This is a genomic window from Sphaerisporangium rhizosphaerae (genome assembly GCF_042665155.1).
Classification (GTDB): Bacteria; Actinomycetota; Actinomycetes; order Streptosporangiales; family Streptosporangiaceae; genus Sphaerisporangium; species Sphaerisporangium rhizosphaerae.
Genome location: NZ_JBHTCG010000100.1, coordinates 1 through 653, shown reverse-complemented (window position 1 = coordinate 653; position 653 = coordinate 1). Strand labels below are relative to the sequence as shown.

Below are 653 nucleotides of genomic sequence, written 5' to 3'. Positions count from 1 at the left end.
GTTGCGATACAATACATTTAACTGACTACCTGGTGCTATCCACCATGAGTAAGAGCAGTCTAGATTCCAAGAGCTAAAGTCTTGGCTTCCTAAATCGGAGTAATTAGTGTACGTAAGGTCGCCATCTTCTCCTAATTTTTTAAAATCTTTACTTTCTACATAACTCCAATAGTATCTTGAAGTTACATTTATTGTCATTTTATTGTTGATGGCAATTTTGCTTCGTAATGATAGTGTGGAAGTGGTAACGTCTCTTTTTTCGAAAATTATATTCGATTTTAATCGAGTTAGTTGATTTAAAAATGCTTTAAAAATTTAAGAAATAATATGTAAAATCAATAATTATTTAAACCATATTCGAAACATTGATTTTTATGAATAAAATTCATTAAAAATAAAATAAAAGTAAATATTTGTTAACATGAACATTGAAATAGATTGTATTTTTGATAATTATTCATTAGTTAACACTTTTTTAACAATAAAAAAATGATGAATCTGGGTTTTGAATTTAATTTTGTCAAAAAAATATAAAGCCCTAAAAATGAAAAAAATAGCCCTGATTTTAAGCTCAATTTCTTTACTTGTTGCTTCTTGTACTGTAGATTCAATTGATCCTTCTTCAGAAAGACTTCAAAACCAAAATGTAGTTG

At 26.8% G+C, this 653-nt stretch carries 1 protein-coding gene; it reads right to left on the bottom strand.

Annotated elements, in window-relative coordinates:
- On the bottom strand, positions 1 to 315 hold a 315-nt coding region (locus ACFQSB_RS40245; protein WP_380832623.1), incomplete at its 3' end, for a DUF5916 domain-containing protein.
- Positions 316 to 653: the final 338 nt, after the last annotated feature.